Raw genomic sequence first — 16192 nt, 5'->3', positions numbered from 1 at the left:
CGAAAGGGAGGAGTTCGTGGGCGCCACGCCGCCGAAATGCGGAAAAGGGAGGACATCGGGCCGGGATGCGGCCGGGATGTCCTCCCTTTTCGACGACGGAAGGCGAGGGAGCGGAGCGGGACGGAGGCGGGTGCTACGCGGCCCCGTCGAACATCGACGTCACCGAACCGTCGGTGAAGACCTCGCGGATCGCGTTGGCGAGCAGCGGCGCGATCGGCAGGACCGTGAGGCCCTCCCAGCGCTTGTGCTCCGGCAGCGGCAGGGTGTCGGTCACCACGACCGAGTCGATCGCGTCGCTCTGCAGCAGCTCGACGGCCGGGTCGCTGAACACGGCGTGGGTCGCGGCGACGACGACGCCGGTGGCGCCGGCGGCCTTGAGCGCTTCCGCCGCCTTGACGATGGTGCGGCCGGTATCGATCAGGTCGTCGACGAGCAGGCAGACGCGCCCGCTGACATCGCCGACGATCTCGTGCACCGAGACCTGGTTCGGGACGAGCGGATCGCGGCGCTTGTGGATGATCGCCAGGGGCGCGCCGAGCTTGTCGCTCCAGATGTCGGCGACGCGGACGCGGCCCATGTCCGGCGAGACGACGGTCAGCGTCGCCGGGTCGAGCTCGCGACGCATGTGCTCGAGCAGCACCGGCATGGCGAACAGGTGGTCGACCGGTCCGTCGAAGAAGCCCTGGATCTGCGCGGCGTGCAGGTCGACCGACATGATGCGGTCGGCGCCGGCGGCCTTGAACAGGTCGGCGACGAGGCGGGCCGAGATCGGCTCGCGCCCGCGGCCCTTCTTGTCCTGCCGGGCGTACGGGTAGAACGGGGCGACGACGGTGATGCGCTTCGCCGACGCGCGCTTCAGCGCATCCACCATGATGAGCTGCTCCATGAGCCACTCGTTGATGGGCGACGTGTGCGACTGGATGACGAACGCATCCGACCCGCGGACGCTCTCGTCGAAGCGCGCATAGATCTCGCCGTTGGCGAAGGTGCGTGCATCGGTCGGGACGAGCTCGCTACCGAGGCACTCCGCGATCTCCCGGGCGAGCTGGGGATGCGCGCGACCGGAGATCAAGACGAGACGTTTCTGGCCGGTCGCGGTGATCCCTGACACTTACTCTCCGCTCTCTTCCGCAGCGTTGCTCTCTTGGGCAGCTCTGTCGGCGTCCGTGCCCGGCCGCTTCTGCGCGACCCAGCCTTCGATATTGCGTTGCGGGGCGACCGTGATGGCGAGGGCTCCGGCGGGGACATCCTTGCGGACGACCGTGCCCGCCCCCGTGTACGCTCCGTCACCTATCCTAACGGGCGCGACGAGCACGCTGTTCGTGCTGATGCGCACGTTCGACCCGATGACCGTGCGGTGCTTGTTCACGCCGTCGTAGTTGGCGGTGATGACGCCCGCACCCAGGTTGCCCTTCTCGCCCACCTCCGCGTCGCCGACGTAGTTGAAGTGCGCCAGCTTGGTGCCCTCGCCGATGACCGCGTTCTTCGTCTCGGTGAAGGTGCCGATCTTGCCCTTCGCGCCGAGGACCGTTCCCGGGCGCAGGTAGGCGAACGGCCCGACCGTGGCTCCGGCGCCGATGACGGCGAGGGTCGCGTCGGTGCGGGTGACGGTCGCGCCCTCCCCCACCTCGGTGTCCGTGAGGGTGGTGTCCGGGCCGACGGTCGCGCCGGTCTCGACGACCGTGGCTCCGCGCAGCTGCGTGCCCGGGAGGATGGTGACGTCCGGTGCGAGCTTCGCCTTGACGTCGATCCACGTCGTCGCCGGGTCCTGCACGGTCACGCCCGCGAGCTGCCAGGTGCGCACGAGCAGTGCGTTGAGCTTCGCCGCGGCGTCGCTCAGCTGGGCGCGGTCGTTGATGCCGTCGACCAGCCACGACTCGGCGACCGGGAGCGCATCCACGTCGAAGCCGGCCTCGCGCAGCAGGCCGATCACATCCGTCAGGTACTTCTCGCCCTGGGCGTTGTCGGTCGAGACGAGGGCGAGCCTGTCCCGCAGCGCCGCCAGGCCGAAGAGGTAGATGCCGGCGTTGATCTCGCCGATCTCGCGCTCGGCCGCGGTCGCATCCTTGTGCTCGACGATGCGGTCGAGGTGACCGGCCGGGGTGCGGACGATGCGGCCGTAGCCGGTGGGGTCGGCCGGGAAGGACGACAGGATGGTTGCCGCGGCCTCGCCCGCGCGGTGCGACGCGATCAGTTCGCGCAGCGTCCCGGCGTCGAGCAGGGGGACGTCGCCGTTGACGACGAGCACGTCTCCCGAGAAGTCGGCGGGGAGCGCCTCGATCGCCAGCTCGACGGCGCGGCCGGTGCCGGGCACCTCGTCCTGGTCGACGATGATCGCCTCGGGCATGTCCGCTGCGATCACCTCGGCGAGGCGGTCGCGCTCGTGACGCACCACGGCGATCACGTGCGCGGCATCCAGCTCGTGCGCGGTCGCGAGGACGTGCGAGACGATCGGGATGCCGCCGAGCGGATGCAGCAGCTTCGGGGTGGCGGATTTCATCCGCGTGCCCTGCCCCGCCGCGAGAACGACGATGGCGAGATTCTGGTCGGTCATGGTCCTCCAGGGGTCGGGCTGTCGGTCGCTCCGCCTCCAGGACTCGAACCTGGACCTAACAGCTCCAAAGGCTGTCGTGCTGCCATTACACCAAGGCGGAACGCGCGTTTCGCGCAGGTGACAGTCTGCCAGACCCCGGGAGGCCGGACCCCAATAGCATGGGGTCATGGCCGACGCACGCGATGAGGTGGACCGCATTGTGGACGCCTGGCTGCGCGAGCGTCCGGACCTCGACTTCTCCCCGCTCCAGGTGCTGTCGCGCGTCGACCGGCTGTCCCGTCACCTCGACCGCGCCCGCCGCGGCGCCTTCGAACGCTCCGACCTCGACTCGTGGGAGTTCGACGTGCTGGCGGCGCTCCGCCGCGCGGGTTCGCCGTACCAGTTGAGCCCCAAGTCGCTGCTGCAGCAGACGCTCGTCTCCTCCGGCACCATGACGAACCGCATCGACCGGCTCGTCGCCCGCGGCCTGGTCGAGCGGCGCACCGACCCGAACGACGGCCGGGGCATCCTGGTCCAGATGACCGCGCAGGGCCTGACCCGGGTGGATGCGGCCATCACCCGGCTCGTGGACGCGGAGGCCGACCTCCTCGACGGCCTCTCCACCGCGGACGCGGAGCGGCTCGCGGGCCTGCTGCGGAAGCTGAGCCTGGGGTTCGACGCGGAGGGATGACCCATACCGCGCTCCCAGGAGACCGTTATGCCACTCTCATAAACTCGGGCGCGATGAGACTCTCCCGACTGAAGCGCCTCCCCTCCCGGGTGAAGCGTGCCGCGCGCTACGAGATCCACGCGCACTGGCGCGCCCGACCGATCGTGCAGGGCTCGGTGCTCTACGAGTCCTTCTCGGGAAACGGGATGCTGGACAACCCGGAGGCGGTCTTCCGTGAGCTGCTGGCGAGCCCCGATCTCGGCCACCTCACCCACATCTGGGCGCTGTCCGATCTCACCCAGTACCGGGCCGCCGTGGAGGAGTTCGCCGACGACCCCCGCGTGAGCTTCGTCCGTTACGGCTCATCCGCGTACTACCGTGCCCTCGCCACGAGCCAGTACCTGGTCAACAACGCGACCTTCCCGCCCGACTTCTCGAAGCGCCCCGGACAGGTCTATCTCAACACGTGGCACGGCACGCCGTTGAAGCGGATGGGCTACGACATCGAGGACGGCGCGCTCGGCACCGCGAACATCATCCGCAACTTCGTCCAGGCGGACTACCTGCTCTCGGCGAACCCGTTCATGTCCGAGCAGATGTACGAGACCGGCTACAAGCTGACCGGCATCTACAGCGGCACGCTCGTCGAGGAGGGCTACCCGCGCATCGACCGGCAGTTCCTCGACGAGGCCGCCCGCGAGACCGTCCGCCGGCGCCTCGTCGATGCGGGCATCCCCGTCGGCGACCGGAAGATCATCCTGTACGCGCCGACCTGGAAGGGCCAGACGTTCGGGCGCCCCGAGGACGACCTGGATGCGCTGCTCGCGCACATCGGCCAGATCGAGGAGCGCATCGACACCAGCCGCTACCTCGTGCTGCTCAAGACGCACCAGAGCGTCCACGCGCTGGCGGCCCACCGCCCCGAGCTCAAGCGGATGCTCGTGCCCAACGAGATCCCCACCAACCTCGTGCTGGGCGCGACGGATCTGCTCATCTCCGACTACTCGAGCATCTTCTTCGACTTCCTGCAGACCGGCCGGCCGATCGTGTTCTTCACGCCCGACCTCGCCGACTACGCGGGAACGCGCGGACTCTACTTCGAGCCGGAGGAGTGGCCCGGCCCGGTGCTCATGTCCGCCCGCGAGGTGGGCGACACCCTGCACGCGATCGCCGAGGACGGCGAGGCGGTCCCCGCCGAATGGCAGGAGCGCTATCGCGACATGCAGCAGCGGTTCACTCCGTACGAGGACGGCTCGGCCGCGCGCCGCGTCGTCGACATCGTCTTCCGCGGCGTGCGCGACGGCTACCGCCTGCGCACCGACCTCGCCGACGACGGCCGGCAGAAGATCCTGCTCTACCTCGGCGGGATGCGCCCCAACGGCATCACGACCTCGGCACTCAACCTGCTCAACAACATCGACCACGAGCGTTTCGACGTCTCGGCGTTCTTCGCCCAGAGCCGGTCGCAGGTGATCATCGGGAAGCAGCGGCAGATCCATCCGGCTGTTCGCCAGTTCCCCCGCGTCGGCGGCATGAACGGCGCGAAGCTGCTGCACCTCGCCCGGCACCTCGACTTCCGCCGCGGGCGCATCGCGCAGCACGCCGACATCCCGGCGCAGAACCGGCTGTGGGACGACGAGTGGTACCGCTGCTTCGGGGCCAGCACCTTCGACTACGTGGTGGACTTCTCTGGCTACGGTCCGTTCTGGGCGGCCCTCCTGCTCCACTCGCCGAAGGCGCAGCGGGCGATCTGGCTGCACAACGACCTCGCCTCCGACGCGCACCGCGAGGTCAACGGCGAGAAGCGGATGCTGCACAGCCTCACGCAGATCTTCACGCTCTACGGGCAGTACGACCACCTGGTGTCCGTCTCGCCCACGCTGGCAGAGATCAACCGGGCGTCGCTCGCCGAGTACGCGGCTCCCGAGAAGTTCGTGTCGGCCCTCAATACGGTCGATGCCGAGCACATCCTGGAGAACGCGGCAGGCGACCTGCACGAGCTGACCTTCGACGAGGAGACCGGCAGCATCCCCGACTGGGCCGAGCTGCTGCTCGCCGACGACGACGTCACCACCTTCGTCAACGTCGGGCGACTGTCGCCGGAGAAGAACCAGGGCCGCCTCATCCGGGCGTTCGCGGCGGTGCACGCCGAGAACCCACGGACGAGGCTCGTGATCGTGGGGTCCGGGCCGCTGGCAGGCGAGTTGGAGGCGCTGGTCGCCGAACTCGGACTCCAGGGCTCGGTGTTCCTCACCGGGATGCAGCGCAACCCGCACGCGATCATGGCGAAGGCCGACTGCTTCGTGCTCTCCAGCGACTACGAGGGCCAGCCGATGGTGCTGCTGGAGGCGCTCGTGCTGCAGCTGCCGATCGTCACGGTCGAGTTCGCGTCGGCGAAGAACGCGCTGCCCGCGGGCAGCGGAATGGTCGTGCCGCAGACGGTCGACGGTGTCGCGGACGGGATGCGCGCGTTCCTCCGCGGAGACGTGCCCGACAGCCACTTCGACTACGTCGGCTACAACCGCAAGGCGGTCGCCGAGTTCTACCGCGCGATCGGGGCCTGACCCGTCCCTGCGGCCGCGGAGTCCTGACGTCGCGCGGTCCTCGCCCGCGAGATTTGGCGCAAATCGCGGGTATGGACGGGCGATTCCCGCGAATTGGCGCAAATTGTACGGGGGCGAGGGGGGAGCGCGGTCAGGCCCGGGCGACGAGGGCGGACAGGTCGAGGCCGGAGGGCAGCTCGCCGTAGAGGGAGCCGCGCTCGGGCCCGAGGCGCGCCGCGACGAACGCGTCGGCAACGGCCGCGGGGGCGTCCCGGACGAGCAGTGACGCCTGCAGGGCGATGGCGAGGGAGGCGACCAGCGGCCGGGCGGCCGCCTCCGCATCCCGTGCGTCGTCGGTAGCGCACACGGCAGCCACCCGGGCGCGCAGCCGGTCGTGGTGCGCGTCGAAGGTGCGGTAGACGCCCCGAGCGGCGGCCAGCTCGGCGTCGAACGCCTCCCACGCCGCCGGCTCCCGGCGCAGTGCGCGGAGGACGTCGAGAGCGATCACGTTGCCGGAGCCCTCCCAGATCGCCATCACCGGCTGCTCCCGATACCGCCGGGCCAGCGGGAACGCCTCCGTGTAGCCGTTGCCTCCGAGGCATTCCAGCGCCTCGTAGGCGTGCCCCGGTCCGCGCTTGCACACCCAGTACTTCGCGACGGCCGTGGCCAGGCGGCGGAAGGCGACGTCCGAGTCGGGTGCATCGACGTCGTGCGCCCGCGCCAGCCGCAGAGCGACCGTGGTCGCCGCCTCCGACTCCAGCGCCAGGTCGGCGAGCACGGCGGCCATCGCCGGCTGGTCGATGAGCCGCGCGCCGAACGCGGAGCGGTGGCGGACGTGCCAGGCCGCCTCGGCGACAGCCTGCCGCATCCCCGCCGCGCTCCCGTACACGCAGTCGAGGCGCGTGCGATTGACCATCTCGAGGATCGTGCGGACGCCGCGTCCCTCCTCCCCCAGCAGGTAGCCGACGGTGCCGTCGAATTCGACCTCGCTGGAGGCGTTGCTGCGGTTGCCGAGCTTGTCCTTCAGTCTTTGGATGAGGAACACGTTGCGGTCGCCGTCGTCCAGGACGCGCGGGACGAGGAAGCACGAGAGCCCGGCCGCGGTCTGCGCGAGCACGAGGAACGCGTCCGACATCGGCGCCGAGCAGAACCACTTGTGCCCGGTGATCAGCCAGCGGCCGTCCCCGTCGGCGAGCGCGCGCGTCGTGTTGGCCCGCAGATCCGAGCCGCCCTGCTTCTCGGTCATCGCCATCCCGAACAGCGCCGACGTCTTTCCCGCGGCGAGGCGTCCGTCGTAGTCGCGGCTGAGCAGGCGCGGCATCCACTCGTCGGCGAGCGCCTCGGAGGCGGCGAGCGCGGGAACCGCCGAATGGGTCATGGACACCGGGCAGGCGTGACCGGGCTCCACCTGCGCGAACAGCATGAAGGTCGCGGCCCGCGCGACGTTCGCTCCCGGCCCGGGTTCCGCCCACGCGGACGTGTGCGCACCGGCCGCCACCGCCGCCGCGATGATGCGGTGGTAGCCGTCGTCGTACTCGACCTCGTCGATGCGGTCGCCCCAGCGGTCGAAGGCCCGGAGCACGGGCTCGTGCAGATTGGCCAGCTCCGCATCCCGCTGGAATGCCGCCGACCCGACGAGCCGGCCGATGTCGCCGAGGGATGCGGTCGCCCAGTCGGCGTCGTACCGCTCCACCCCTTCGCGGAGCGGGAGGTTCGCCGCGAACTCGTCGAGGTCGACGCGCGGCGGGGCCTGGTTCACGACGGTGTGGGTGACCATGGCGGGAGTCTAGTGCTGGCCGCCCGGTAGGCTGGAGACCCTCATGGCTCACCTTCTCGGCGCGGAATCGCTTCACCTGGAGTACCCGACGCGTGTCGTCTTCGACTCCGTCACCCTGGGACTCGCCGAGGGCGACCGGATCGGCGTGGTCGGCCGCAACGGCGACGGCAAGTCGACGCTGCTGCAGCTGCTCGACGGCCGCCTGGAGCCGGACTCCGGACGCGTGACGCGCCGCCGCGGCGTGACGGTCGGGATGCTCGACCAGCGCGACGAGCTCCCCGACCAGCTGACCGTCGGGCACGCCATCGTCGGCGATCGCGAGGAGCATCTCTGGGCGGGCGATCCGCGGGTGCGCGACGTCCTCGCCGGACTCGTGTCGGACATCCGCTGGGATGCGACCATCGGCGAGCTCTCGGGCGGCCAGCGCCGCCGCGTCGCCCTGGCCGCCCTCCTCGTGCACGACCACGACATCCTCTTCCTCGACGAGCCCACGAACCACCTCGACCTGGAGGGCGTCTCCTGGCTCGCCCAGCACCTCAAGGGCCGCTGGGCCAGCGGGTCCGGTGCGCTCGTGGTCGTCACCCACGACCGCTGGTTCCTCGACGAGGTCTCCACCGCGACGTGGGAGGTGCACGACGGGATCGTGGAGCCGTTCGAGGGCGGATACGCCGCGTACGTGCTGCAGCGCGTCGAGCGCGACCGCATGTCGTCGGTCGCCGAGACGAAGCGTCAGAACCTCATGCGCAAAGAGCTGGCGTGGCTGCGCCGCGGCGCTCCGGCCCGCACCTCCAAGCCCAAGTTCCGGATGGATGCGGCCGCGGTCCTCATCGCCGACGAGCCGCCGCCGCGCGACACGGTCGAGCTGACGACGCTCGCGACCGCCCGGCTCGGGAAGGACGTCGTCGACCTCATCGACGTGTCCGTGTCCTATCCGCCGAAGACCGTGCTCCGGGACGTGGAGTGGCGCATCGCCCCGGGTGAGCGCACGGGCATCCTCGGCGTCAACGGAGCGGGCAAGTCCACCCTGCTGGGACTGGTCGCAGGCACGGTGAAAGCCGACTCGGGAACGGTCAAGCGCGGCAAGACCGTCCGGATCGCGACGCTCACCCAGCAGCTCTCCGAGCTCGACGACGTGCAGGAGCAGCGCGTGAGCGCCGTCGTCGCCGGCAAGAAGACGACCTACCTCGCGGGCGGCAAGGAGGTCACGCCGGGCCAGCTGCTGGAACGGCTCGGCTTCTCCAACGCGCAGCTCTCCACTCCGGTGAAAGACCTGTCGGGCGGCCAGAAGCGCCGCCTCCAGCTGCTGCTCATCCTCCTCGACGAGCCGAACGTGCTCATCCTCGACGAGCCCACCAACGACCTCGACACGGACATGCTGGCCGCGATGGAGGACCTGCTCGACTCCTGGCCCGGCACGCTGCTGGTCGTCTCGCACGACCGGTACCTGCTGGAGCGCGTCACCGACCAGCAGTACGCGGTGTTGGACGGGCGGCTGCGGCACCTGCCCGGCGGCGTCGAGGAGTACCTCCGGTTGCGCCAGGCCGAGAGCGCGGCGGGGTCGGGGACTGCTGCTGCCTCCGCGGTCGTCGGCGCGAGCGCATCCACTCCCTCTCTCTCCGGCGCCGCACTGCGCTCGGCCGAGAAGGAGCTGACGGCCCTCGACCGGCGACTCGCGAAAGTGAGCGACCAGGTCGCCGCCAAGCACGAGGAGCTGGCCCGGTTCGACCAGAGCGACTACGTCGGCCTCGGGCGGCTGACCGAGGAGTTGCGCACGCTCGAAGGGGAGGTCGCCGACCTGGAGACCCGCTGGCTGGAGCTGTCGGAGCAGCTGGAGGGCTGATCCCGCACCCCCGGACTGGGGAACGAAGCGGGGGCCGCGCTATGCGATGATCCGAAGATCGGTCGCGCAACCCGACCCGATGCGACCGATGGGGACGGAGCGCAGGTGACTGACCAGCCGCCGGCCGGCGAGGCCCGGCCGCTCTTCGGACGCGACCGCGCCCGCGAGACGATGCTGCTGGTGGCCCATCGGGCCCGGGACAACGGCGGAGCCGTGCTGGTCACGGGCGAGGCCGGGCTGGGCAAGACCGCGCTGCTCGCCGACGTCGCGGCCCGGCTCGAGGGATGGACCGTGCTGCGGGTCCACGCCGACTCGTTCGAGTCCGATCTGGCGTACGCGACGGTCGAGACGCTCGTGCGCCGACTGAACAGCACTTCGCGCCGTGGGGCCGACGGCATCCGGCCGCCCTCGCCGGGCGACGATCCGCTCACGGTGGGCCGTTCGCTCCTCGACGCCATCGACGCGGTCGGCGGACCGGTGTGCCTCCTCCTCGACGACGCGCAGTGGGTCGACGAGCCCTCCGCGCGGGCGCTGCGCTTCGTGGTCCGGCGCCTGGCCGAGCAGAGCTTCCTGTTCGCGGCCGCGACCCGTCCGCAGCAGAGCAGCGTCGCCGGACTCTTCGACGACCTTGCCGCGACCACGGTCAACCATGCCCGGATCGAGCTGGCGCCTCTGACCGTCGGCGACACCCAGGAACTCGCGCAGCACCTCCTGGGCCACCCGGTCTCCCGGCGGACCGCGACGCGGCTCACCGAGGCCACGCAGGGGTCGCCGCTGCTCCTCAGCGTGCTTCTGAGTCAGTTGCGCGACACGTTCGCGCAGGCGATCCATCCGGCCGGGTGGGATCTCCCGGCCACCGCGATCACCCCGCTCGCCACCGCGATCTCCGCTGCCCTCGACGGGGCCGACCCGTCGGTGCGCGCCGCGGCCGAGTTGGTCGCGGTGCTGCGCGATCCCCTCCCGCTTCCCGTCGTCGGCACGATCGCCGGGCGGCTGGGCATGGACGTGGATGTGCTGGGCGCGGCCGCGCGCGGGCTGGTGCTCGCCGAGACGCGCGACGGTGTCCTCCGCGTGGAGCCGGCGCACGCCATCCTCGCCGACTCCCTCGCCTCCGAGCTGGACCTCGAGCAGCGGGTCGCGATCCACCGCGTCGCCGCCGACGTGCTCTCCGGCCACCGCGCCCTGCGGCACCGGGTGGAGGCCGCGGACCGCACCGACCCCACGCTGGTCGCCGAACTCCTCGCGGCAGCCCTCGCGGTGTCCGACCTCGGCCAGGCCGAGCAGGCGCTCAGCTACGCCCGCTCGGCGTACGACCTCGCCGCCGGCGCGGATGCCCAGCGCGCGCTCCTCGAGCTCGGGCTGATCGCGATGCGCTTCCGGATGCACGAGCGCATCCTCGAGCTGCGTCCTGCGTTCGAGGCGCTGCCGGCGTCGCCCACCCGCGACGCGGTGCTCGTGGAGGTTCGGACACTCTCCGGGGACCTCCCGGGAGCGCTCGCGCTGGGCCTGTGGTTCGAGCGCCGCCGGGCGACCACGCCGGACGAGCGGGCGCTCCGGGCGCACGTGGCCGAGGCGCTGCCGAAGGTGCTCATGGCGACCGGGGACTTCGCGGGCGTCCTGGAGCACCTGGATCGGGCCCGTCGGCATATCGCCGAGAGCCCGGCTCCCGAGGAGGTCGTCGACCCTGCGCTCCGCTGGATGGCGGCGCCGCAGAACGACCTCACGCGGCTGCTCGGCTGGGCCATCAACTCGGCCGCACACGCGCGGCGTCCCGAACTGTTCGCGCCTCTCACCGGCGAACTGGACCGACTGCTCGACGGGCACGAGTCGCCCGCGGCGGTCGACGCATTGGTCAGTCGTTCCCGGGTGTTCATCCTGAAGGGCGACATCGCTCGGGCGCACGCCGACCTGTCCCGCGCCAGCGAGCTCGCGCGGCGCTTCCCGACGAGCTGGACCGCGGGCTTCGCGCGCACGATGTACGCGCACATGCTGTTCCTGACCGGCGAATGGGAGGAGTCCGTCACGCTGGCGGACACCGCCGTCGCCCTCGCGCTCGACGAGACGGACCTGTCGTGCTGGCCGATCGCGCTGTGGGTGTCTGCGCTCGTCCGGGCCGGCCGCGGCGAAGCGGAGGCGGTCGAGGAGCGACTGCAGGCGGCCGCGCAGGCGGATCCCCGGATCACCGGCTCGTACGACGGCGATCTTCCGCATCTCGCCCGTGCCGAACTCGGCCGCGCCCTGGGCCATCCCGAGGACCAGCTGCTGGCCACTGAACAGGCCGAGGCTGCAGGCGCGCGCGGATCGACCCTCGGCTGGCTGACCTACCGGGTCGATGCACTGGCGGCGCTCGGGCGACCCGACGAGGCGCGGGCGGCCTACGAGCGCTGCGCGCAGGCCGCCCTGTGGCGGCCGTACTACGGTTCCCTGCGCTGGCTGGAGGGACGGGTGCTGGAGGCGGAAGGTCGCCTCCCTGAAGCCCTCGCGGCATACGTCGCCGCGGCGGAGGAGCCGGGTGCGGAGCTGTTCGCCTTCGCGCAGGCCGTCGCGGCGCTCGACGCCGGGCGGGTGGCCGTGGCCCAGGGCGGGATCGAACAGGCCCGCGAACTCCTGGAGTCGGCGGCCTCCACCTTCCGCCGGCTCGGAGCCGCCGGATATCTCGCCCGCTGCGTCCGGCTCGTCGAGGAAACCGCGGTGGCGACATCGGCCGTGGACCCGCTTGCCGCGCTCACCACCCGGGAGCGGCAGGTGGCGCACGCCCTCGCTGCCGGCATGACCAACAAGGAGATCGCCGAGCGTCTCTACGTCTCGGTCACGACCGTGAACTTCCACGTCCGCAACATCCTCTCGAAGCTCGGGCTCCGGTCGCGCCGCGACCTCCGATCGCTCTCCCGGAGGCGACCCGTCAAATCTTGACGGTTTCACCCCCCGAACGGGGAGCCGACGCACGCGCCCGGCTAGTGTGAAGGGACCTGGGATGCCCGGCCCGGTCTGCGGATACGACTCACCATCCCGACGAATCGTCTCAACCCGACGTATGCCGTCGGCCGGGCATCCTCGGGCAGGCGTTTCCTCCGGAACAAGCCCGGAATGCAAACGTTTTTCTCGCGGCTTGCGCATGATATTTCTTATTCATGCACCTGCTCCATCTCGCTCCCGACGCCGTTCAGACCGCCTCCCGCGCCTTCGGCCGGCTGGCCCTCGATGCCCCGGCACAGGCACCGGCACCGGATCGACCGGTTCACCTCGCGGAGGCGATCCACCGGTTCCATCAACGGGCCCGACGGGTCGAGGCCTCCGTGGTCGAGGACGATCGACGGTTCGCCATCGGATTGGCGCGGGCAGTCGAGCGGTTCGAGGGGGTGGACCGGAACCTGGCGGCGGCCGGCAGCGGGGCGGCGGAAGCCGCGGTCGCGATCGCGGTCGGCGCCGAGGTCGGCTTCGGGGCCGGGCGATGAGCCGGGGTGCCGCCCTGTGCGGAGCGGGCTTGAGCGAAACGGACGATCCCCGCCGGCTCGTGCCCGGCGATCTGGAGGACATCGATGACTTGGCGAAGCGCTGGCGGCATCGCTCCACCGAGCTGCGCGACCACGCCTCCGGCTCCCGGAGCCTAGGGCTGGATGACGCGTGGCGCGGACGCACGGCAGACGCCTATCGCGCAGCGCTTGCGGGCCACACGCGGCAGTCCGAGCATCTCGGCGACGCCTATGCGGGCGCCGCCGACGCACTCATCGATGTCGCCGACGCCCTCCGGACGGCTCGGGGCCTCGCCGCGCACGCTGCCGGGCGCTGGCACGACGCCGAGGCGGCAGCTCGCGCCGCACGAGCGCTGGACGCGCGGCTGGACGTCCCCTTCGGCTCGCTCGTGGACGAACCGGGCGGAGAGGACCGGCTGGCTGCTGTGCGAGAACTCGATCGCGCGCGTGAGCACCTGCGGGAGACCGAACAGGCCGCTATTCGCGCTCTCGGCTCGGCTGGCCTGCCCCCTTCGTCCTCGGTGTATGCGAACGATCTTCCGGCGACCGCGGCCTTCGCAGCCCTGCTGCCGAATCCGCCGTTTCCCACAGCATTGCGGCAGCTAGCGGCAGCGGGCCCGGACGAGCTGCGCGGGCGCGCGGATGGCTCCGAGCGCCTGCTCGCGGAGCTCCTCGCCCTCGGACCCGAGACCATCGCAGCATGGTGGGCGACGCTGACGCCCCACCAGCGGGACGCCCTGGCCGCGGCGCTCCCCCGTGTCGTCGGGAACCTCGACGGGTTGCCCGCGGCCGACCGCTCGGCGGCGAACCATCGCGTTCTGCGGGACGACCTCGCGCGACGGGACGGTGACGTGGCGGCTGCGAAGGCCGCGCTGGCGGGGCTGGGCGACGACCGGTCCGCCGCGTTCCTGGCCGCGACGGAGCAGGTCCGACGCTGCGAGCGCGATCGGCGGGAACTGCGGGCCATCATCAGCGCGTACGGCGAGGGGCCGGCCGGAGACCCTCCGCACGAGTTGTACGCCTACCATTCCGGACCGCCCGCGCGGGCCGCCGTCGTGACGGGTCTCCTCGAGCGGGCCGCGAACGTGAGCGTCATCGTCCCGGGCATGGGGACGACGGCCGCGGACATCGTGGCCTACTCGGGTGCGGCCCAGCGCCTGCGTGAAGCGCAGCACCGGGTCGCGGGCGTGTCGCCGGGAGAGGTCGCCGTCATCGCATGGCTGGACTACGACGCGCCCGGACCGTCGGATGTTCAGGGCGTCCTGCAGGACACGCGCGCTGCAGCGGGTGGAGCGCGGCTGGGCGACTGCCTACGCGGGCTCCGCGCCTCGCTGCCCGAGGGCAGCGCCCTCTCGGTGGTCGCCCATTCCTACGGTACCGACGTAGCCGCTCACGCGGTATCGCTGCCACGCGTCGAGGCCGACCACCTCGTGATGCTCGGGTCGGCGGGCATCCCGCGCTCGCTCGGTCGCGCGTCCGACCTCCACGTCGCGCCGGGCGAGGTCTTCGCGTCGCAAGGCGAGCGGGACGGCTGGGCGCCGGTCGGACAGTCCCTGTCCGGGCGGACCGACCCGACCGGCCCCGCGTTCGGTGCCCACGTCTTCACCTCGGAGGACTCCGTACTGAATGGCGAGTCGCTGAAGGGTGTCGACCGCCACGGACCGTTCGGCGACCCCGGAGGCGGCATCACGTCCTACTTCGACGCCGGGAGCTCCGCACTTCACGGCGCCGCTCTGGCGACGATGGGCCTGGGCGAGGAGCTCGCCGTCGGAGGGACGCCCAGCGAACGCGCCGGGGCCGGCCGGTGATGCGCGGCGGAAGGCGAGCGGGGACGGCCGGAATCGTCCTCGTGCCGCTTCTGCTGCTCGGATGCGTCGAGAACCTCGACCGGGCGCCCGTCCCGGGCGCCGCGAACGTGAGACTCCATGAGCAGGTGCGGGCGGAGGTCGACCGGCTGTCCGACGCGGCGCGTCAGGCGATGGGCAGCACCTGGACGGTGGAAGAACGCGAATGGACGCTCTGCCGCGGTCGATTCGGCACGGTCGAGCGGGAGTCGCTCTCGGTCAGCACGCAATCCCGGGGCGTCACCGATCCACCCGCCACCGTCGCCGATCGGGTGGCCGCAGCATGGCTGGCGCTCGGCTACGCGACGAAGGTCGTCGACGAGCTGGGATATTCGCGACCGACCAAGGTCGTCTCGTTCCCCGCGTACCTCACGGGGACGGACCCCGACGGTTTCCTCGTGAGCTTCACGGTGAACGACGCCGTGGCGACGTTCAGCGGTGCCAGCCGCTGCGTGCAGACCGCTGCGGAGCGCCGCATCGGGGACGGGCTCGTCCCGTGAGCCGGTCAGTCGCCCAGGATGCGGGCGCCGTGCACGGGCCCGGTCGCCCGGACAGCGGTGACGCGCGCTGCGCTCAACGCGATCTGGAGGTCGATCGCCGAGTCGAGGTCGGCGGCGAGGAACGCCACGGTCGGGCCGGAGCCGGAGACGATGCCCGCGAGCGCACCGTTCGTCTCGCCCAGCTCGATCACGTCGGCGATCTCGGGGACGAGGTGGATGGCCGGTGCCTGCAGGTCGTTGGTCAGCGCCTCCGCGAGCATCGCGGGATCGCCCGCCCGCAGCGCCTGCAGCACCGCGGAATCGACGGTCGGGGTCAACTGGGCCGGCGCGATGTCGGCCGCGTGACGCTCCCGGTGCCGGTCGAGCTCGCTGTAGACGCGCGGGGTGTTCAGCTCCCCCTCGGGGAGGGCCAGAATCCAATGGAACTGGCCGGTCGCCAGAGCCGGGCTCAGGCGGTCGCCCCTGCCCGTCCCGATGGCGGTGCCGCCGACCAGTGCGAACGGGACGTCCGCGCCCAAACGGGCGGCGAGCGCGAGCAGCTCCTCCCGGCCGATGTCGGTCCCCCAGAGGGCGTCGCACGCCACGAGGGTCGCCGCAGCATCCGCGGATCCCCCGCCCATGCCGCCGGCGACCGGGACATGCTTGTCGATCTCGAGCCGGACGCCACCGGCGAAACCGGTGCGCTTGGCAAGAAGGCGCGCGGCCTTGATGGCGAGGTTGGACTCGTCGAGCGGGAGGCCGCTCGTGTCGATGCTGCCGCCGAAGCTCACCGAGAAGTCGTCGGCACGGTACGCGCGGACATCCTCGTACAGGGAGACCGCTTGATACGCGGTCGCGACATCGTGGTAACCGTCCTCCATGACGGCGCCCACGCGCATGAAGACGTTGATCTTGCCCGGCGCCCGCACATGCACGCCATCGACGTCCCACCCGTCCACCATGAGTCCAACCTACACACCCCGGATGCTCGCTGCTGGGCGACACCTGGGCGTACGCTCCCTGCGCGAACCGC

At 71.5% G+C, this 16192-nt stretch carries 11 protein-coding genes and 1 tRNA gene; 7 read left to right on the top strand and 5 right to left on the bottom strand.

Annotated elements, in window-relative coordinates:
- Window positions 1-133: 133 nt before the first annotated feature.
- From QRN40_RS12940 to QRN40_RS12930, 3 genes are all read right to left on the bottom strand, one after another.
- Window positions 134-1111, bottom strand: a complete 978-nt coding sequence (locus QRN40_RS12940; protein WP_285116081.1) for a ribose-phosphate diphosphokinase — start codon at window positions 1109-1111, stop codon at window positions 134-136.
- A complete protein-coding gene (gene glmU / locus QRN40_RS12935; protein ID WP_285116080.1) occupies window positions 1112-2554 on the bottom strand; it encodes a bifunctional UDP-N-acetylglucosamine diphosphorylase/glucosamine-1-phosphate N-acetyltransferase GlmU in 1443 nt (480 codons plus the stop codon).
- A 28-nt stretch (window positions 2555-2582) separates the two neighbouring features.
- Window positions 2583-2654: transfer RNA gene (locus QRN40_RS12930), tRNA-Gln, on the bottom strand.
- A 66-nt stretch (window positions 2655-2720) separates the two neighbouring features.
- Here QRN40_RS12930 and QRN40_RS12925 point away from each other — a divergent pair.
- Both QRN40_RS12925 and QRN40_RS12920 read left to right on the top strand, forming a co-directional pair.
- Window positions 2721-3224 (top strand): MarR family winged helix-turn-helix transcriptional regulator, encoded by a 504-nt coding sequence (locus QRN40_RS12925; protein WP_285116079.1) that lies wholly within the window; start codon window positions 2721-2723, stop codon window positions 3222-3224.
- A 53-nt stretch (window positions 3225-3277) separates the two neighbouring features.
- The gene (locus QRN40_RS12920; RefSeq protein WP_285116078.1) at window positions 3278-5767 is read left to right on the top strand and encodes a glycosyltransferase; all 2490 of its coding nucleotides are present in this window, start codon (window positions 3278-3280) and stop codon (window positions 5765-5767) included.
- A gap of 130 nt (window positions 5768-5897) precedes the next feature.
- Here QRN40_RS12920 and QRN40_RS12915 read toward each other — a convergent pair whose 3' ends face one another.
- Window positions 5898-7523: an acyl-CoA dehydrogenase family protein gene (locus QRN40_RS12915; protein WP_285116077.1), complete on the bottom strand. Its 1626-nt coding sequence runs from the start codon at window positions 7521-7523 to the stop codon at window positions 5898-5900.
- Between the two features lie 43 nt (window positions 7524-7566).
- Here QRN40_RS12915 and QRN40_RS12910 point away from each other — a divergent pair, with 43 nt between their 5' ends.
- The 5 genes from QRN40_RS12910 to QRN40_RS12890 all read left to right on the top strand — a co-directional run bounded on the left by QRN40_RS12910 (window position 7567) and on the right by QRN40_RS12890 (window position 15180).
- Window positions 7567-9363: an ABC-F family ATP-binding cassette domain-containing protein gene (locus QRN40_RS12910; RefSeq protein WP_285116076.1), complete on the top strand. Its 1797-nt coding sequence runs from the start codon at window positions 7567-7569 to the stop codon at window positions 9361-9363.
- A 105-nt stretch (window positions 9364-9468) separates the two neighbouring features.
- Window positions 9469-12276: a LuxR family transcriptional regulator gene (locus tag QRN40_RS12905; RefSeq protein WP_285116075.1), complete on the top strand. Its 2808-nt coding sequence runs from the start codon at window positions 9469-9471 to the stop codon at window positions 12274-12276.
- Window positions 12277-12494: 218 nt separating this feature from the next.
- The gene (locus QRN40_RS12900) at window positions 12495-12818 is read left to right on the top strand and encodes a hypothetical protein (RefSeq protein WP_285116074.1); all 324 of its coding nucleotides are present in this window, start codon (window positions 12495-12497) and stop codon (window positions 12816-12818) included.
- Complete coding sequence (locus QRN40_RS12895; protein ID WP_350224760.1) at window positions 12815-14644, top strand: alpha/beta hydrolase; 1830 nt, start codon at window positions 12815-12817, stop codon at window positions 14642-14644. The genes QRN40_RS12900 and QRN40_RS12895 overlap by 4 nt, the downstream gene beginning before the upstream one ends.
- 41 nt (window positions 14645-14685) lie before the next feature.
- A complete protein-coding gene (locus QRN40_RS12890; protein ID WP_285116072.1) occupies window positions 14686-15180 on the top strand; it encodes a hypothetical protein in 495 nt (164 codons plus the stop codon).
- A gap of 5 nt (window positions 15181-15185) precedes the next feature.
- Here QRN40_RS12890 and QRN40_RS12885 read toward each other — a convergent pair whose 3' ends face one another.
- The gene (locus QRN40_RS12885; RefSeq protein WP_285116071.1) at window positions 15186-16121 is read right to left on the bottom strand and encodes a 4-(cytidine 5'-diphospho)-2-C-methyl-D-erythritol kinase; all 936 of its coding nucleotides are present in this window, start codon (window positions 16119-16121) and stop codon (window positions 15186-15188) included.
- Window positions 16122-16192: the final 71 nt, after the last annotated feature.

The organism is Leifsonia sp. fls2-241-R2A-40a (genome assembly GCF_030209575.1).
Lineage (GTDB): Bacteria > Actinomycetota > Actinomycetes > Actinomycetales > Microbacteriaceae > Leifsonia.
This window is presented reverse-complemented; position numbering and strand designations above follow the sequence as displayed.

Bases quoted from the DNA above. Each gene is read 5' to 3' on its own strand.
- glmU (WP_285116080.1), bottom strand. From the start codon at position 2,554: ATGACCGACCAGAATCTCGCCATCGTCGTTCTCGCGGCGGGGCAGGGC.
- QRN40_RS12925 (WP_285116079.1), top strand. From the start codon at position 2,721: ATGGCCGACGCACGCGATGAGGTGGACCGCATTGTGGACGCCTGGCTG.
- QRN40_RS12920 (WP_285116078.1), top strand. From the start codon at position 3,278: ATGAGACTCTCCCGACTGAAGCGCCTCCCCTCCCGGGTGAAGCGTGCC.
- QRN40_RS12915 (WP_285116077.1), bottom strand. From the start codon at position 7,523: ATGGTCACCCACACCGTCGTGAACCAGGCCCCGCCGCGCGTCGACCTC.
- QRN40_RS12910 (WP_285116076.1), top strand. From the start codon at position 7,567: ATGGCTCACCTTCTCGGCGCGGAATCGCTTCACCTGGAGTACCCGACG.
- QRN40_RS12900 (WP_285116074.1), top strand. From the start codon at position 12,495: ATGCACCTGCTCCATCTCGCTCCCGACGCCGTTCAGACCGCCTCCCGC.
- QRN40_RS12895 (WP_350224760.1), top strand. From the start codon at position 12,815: ATGAGCCGGGGTGCCGCCCTGTGCGGAGCGGGCTTGAGCGAAACGGAC.
- QRN40_RS12885 (WP_285116071.1), bottom strand. From the start codon at position 16,121: ATGGTGGACGGGTGGGACGTCGATGGCGTGCATGTGCGGGCGCCGGGC.